This is a genomic window from Streptomyces sp. RP5T, from assembly GCF_003933965.1.
Taxonomy (GTDB): Bacteria; Actinomycetota; Actinomycetes; order Streptomycetales; family Streptomycetaceae; genus Streptomyces.
This window is the reverse complement of the sequence record NZ_RSAJ01000842.1, coordinates 1-2,787: the sequence shown is the minus strand read 5'-3', so window position 1 is coordinate 2,787 and position 2,787 is coordinate 1. Positions and strand designations below refer to the sequence as shown.

General features: G+C 68.0%; 2 protein-coding genes and 1 pseudogene. 2 read left to right on the top strand and 1 reads right to left on the bottom strand.

Features of this window, described 5'->3' with window-relative positions; genetic code table 11:
* Positions 1 to 566: pseudogene (locus tag EHS43_RS41855) on the top strand (serine/threonine protein kinase); the annotation flags it as partial.
* Between the two features lie 70 nt (positions 567 to 636).
* Here EHS43_RS41855 and EHS43_RS41850 read toward each other — a convergent pair.
* Positions 637 to 2,052, bottom strand: coding sequence for an amino acid permease (locus tag EHS43_RS41850; RefSeq protein ID WP_185806637.1), 1,416 nt, complete (start codon positions 2,050 to 2,052; stop codon positions 637 to 639).
* A gap of 205 nt (positions 2,053 to 2,257) precedes the next feature.
* On the opposite strand from EHS43_RS41850, the gene EHS43_RS41845 reads away from it, so the two are divergent.
* Positions 2,258 to 2,743 (top strand): ribose-5-phosphate isomerase, encoded by a 486-nt coding sequence (locus tag EHS43_RS41845; protein WP_125195715.1) that lies wholly within the window; start codon positions 2,258 to 2,260, stop codon positions 2,741 to 2,743.
* Positions 2,744 to 2,787: the final 44 nt, after the last annotated feature.

Sequence of the window (2,787 nt, the reverse complement as noted above, 5' to 3'; positions counted from 1 at the left end):
CCTCCGGGTCACCCGGCGACGACAACGCGGGCGGCTCCCCGTCGGAGTCCGCCTCCGCTTCCGTCTCCGCCTCGGAGCCCGGCGCCTCCACTCCCGGCGGCACCCCTTCCTCCACCGTCGAGGGCACCTCCCGTCCCCGTTCGCTCCCGCCGGGCGCACACGAGGAGGCCGGCGGGTTCGCGTGGGCGACCCCCACCGGCTGGCGGCGGGACGTGAAGACGGGGGCCGAGGTCCACTACACCTCGCCGGACGGGAAGCAGGAGCTCGCGGCCAAGTCCTCGCTCGCCCGCGGCGACTTGATGGAGACCTGGAGGACCTCCGAGCAGAACGCCCACCAGGGCCAGGACTACCGCAAGATCCGCCTGGAGGAGACGACGTTCCGCGAACACCCCGCGGTCGTCTGGGAGTACACCTTCACCCTCGGCGGCATCCCCTGGCACGCCCGGTTGCTCGGATTCAACGTCGGCGACAGGTCGTACCAGATCAACACCTGGTACCAGCCGGACATCGAGACGGGGGCCCTGGAGACCTACGAGAGGGTGAAGGACAGCTTCACCGTCCTGTGAGTTCCGCGAAGTCCGTGCGCACGAGAAGGGCCCCGCGGCGCACGCCACGGGGCCCTTCTCACACGTCCGTTCAGCCGACGGAGACCTTGTCGGTCGGCTCACCGGCCGCCGCCGCCGCGTCCGTACGCCCGCGTCCGGCCTTCTCCTTCACCACGGAGATGACCAGCACCACCGCCGCGACGAGCAGCGACAACAGCACGGTCTCCCGGCCGTCGTGCTCCGTGTCGGTCAGCATGTAGCCGAGGACGAACACGATCAACGCGGCCGTCGCCCAGGTCAGATACGGGTACAGCCACATCTTCACGACCAGCTTCTCCGGCGCCTCGGCCTGGATGATCTTCCGCATCCTCAGCTGCGAGAAGCAGATGACCAGCCACACGAACAGGGCCACCGCACCGGAGGAGTTGACGAGGAACAGGAAGATCTTGTCGGGGGAGAGGTAGTTGAAGAACACGGCGACGAAGCCGAACACCACCGACGCGAGGATCGCGGCCATCGGCACCCCCCGGCCGTTGACCCGCGCGAACGCCTTCGGCGCGTCACCGCGCTCGCCGAGCGAGAAGGCCATCCGGGAGGCCGTGTAGAGACCGGAGTTCAGGCAGGACAGCACCGAGGTCAGCACGATGAAGTTCATGATCTGACCGGCGTGCGCGATCCCGAGGGAGTCGAGCGCGGCCACGTAGGAGCCGTCGTCCTGGATGGACTTGGAGTCCCACGGCAGCAGGGTGACCACGACGAAGATCGAGCCGAGGTAGAAGACCGCGATACGCCAGATGATGCTGTTGGTCGACTTGGTCACGGCCCGCTGCGGGTCCTCGGACTCACCGGCCGCGAGCGTGGCGATCTCGCTGCCCATGAAGGAGAAGACGACGAGCAGCACACCGGTGAGGATGGCGCCGGGCCCGTTGGGCAGGAAGCCACCGTGGCCCGTGAGGTTGGAGAGCCCCGCCTGGTCGGCGTCGACGCCCGGCAGGACGCCGAACACGGCGAGCAGACCGATGACGATGAACGCGCCGATGGCGACGACCTTGATCCCGGCGAACCAGAACTCGAACTCGCCGTAGGAGCCGACCGAGACCAGGTTGGTGGCGGTCAGCACCACCATCACGATCAGCGCCCACCCCCACTGCGGTACGGCGGGGATCCAGCCTTCGAGGATCTTGGCACCGGCGGTCGCCTCGACGGCGAGCACGACGACCCAGAAGAACCAGTACAGCCAGCCGATGGAGAAGCCGGCCCAGCGTCCGAGGGCCCGGTCGGCGTGCGCCGAGAAGGAGCCGGAGTTCGGATTCGCGGCGGACATCTCGCCGAGCATCCGCATCACGAGGACGACCAGCGTGCCGACGAGCGCGTACGACAGCAGGATGCCGGGACCGGCGGTGGCGATACCGGAACTGGAGCCCACGAAGAGGCCCGCTCCGATGACACCGCCGATGGCGATCATCGAGAGGTGACGGTTCTTGAGTCCGGCCTGGAGACCAGTCATACGGGGAATTCCTTCGTGCCGGGTGTGGGGCTTCCCGTACGAGCGGTGTACGGGTCGGTCCAGTGAATCGGAGGCAAAGAAATTCGTGAACCTTTGAATCCAGATCGTTACTTGAGGTTTCCTTGAGGATCCATTGCCGTGTTCACAATTTTCCTGGCCGACACCCGGGGCTGCTGCCCAGAAACAGCCGTGTCACACTCGTCCTATGCGCGTGTATCTCGGCTCCGACCATGCGGGCTTCGAACTCAAGAACCACCTCGTCGACTGGCTCAAGGCGGCCGGTCACGACCCGGTGGACTGCGGCCCCCACATCTACGACGCCCAGGACGACTACCCGCCGTTCTGCCTCCGCGCCGCCGAGCGCACCGCCGCCGACGCCGACTCCCTCGGCATCGTGATCGGCGGCTCCGGCAACGGCGAGCAGATCGCGGCGAACAAGGTCAAGGGCGTCCGGGCGGCTCTCGCCTGGAGCGAGGAGACCGCGTCGCTGGGCCGCCAGCACAACAACGCCAACGTGGTCGCGGTGGGCGCCCGCATGCACTCCACGGAGGAGGCGACGAAGTTCGTCGAGACCTTCCTCGCCACCCCGTTCTCCGGCGACGACCGCCACCAGCGCCGCATCGACATGCTGAGCGCCTACGAGACGACGGGCGACCTGCCGGAGATCCCGGCACACCACCCCCAGCAGTAGCCTCCGGCGGTGGGGCGGTGGGGCTCGTCGGCCGGGTGCGGGTG

Bases quoted from the DNA above. Each gene is read 5' to 3' on its own strand.
- EHS43_RS41850 (WP_185806637.1), bottom strand. From the start codon at position 2,052: ATGACTGGTCTCCAGGCCGGACTCAAGAACCGTCACCTCTCGATGATC.
- EHS43_RS41845 (WP_125195715.1), top strand. From the start codon at position 2,258: ATGCGCGTGTATCTCGGCTCCGACCATGCGGGCTTCGAACTCAAGAAC.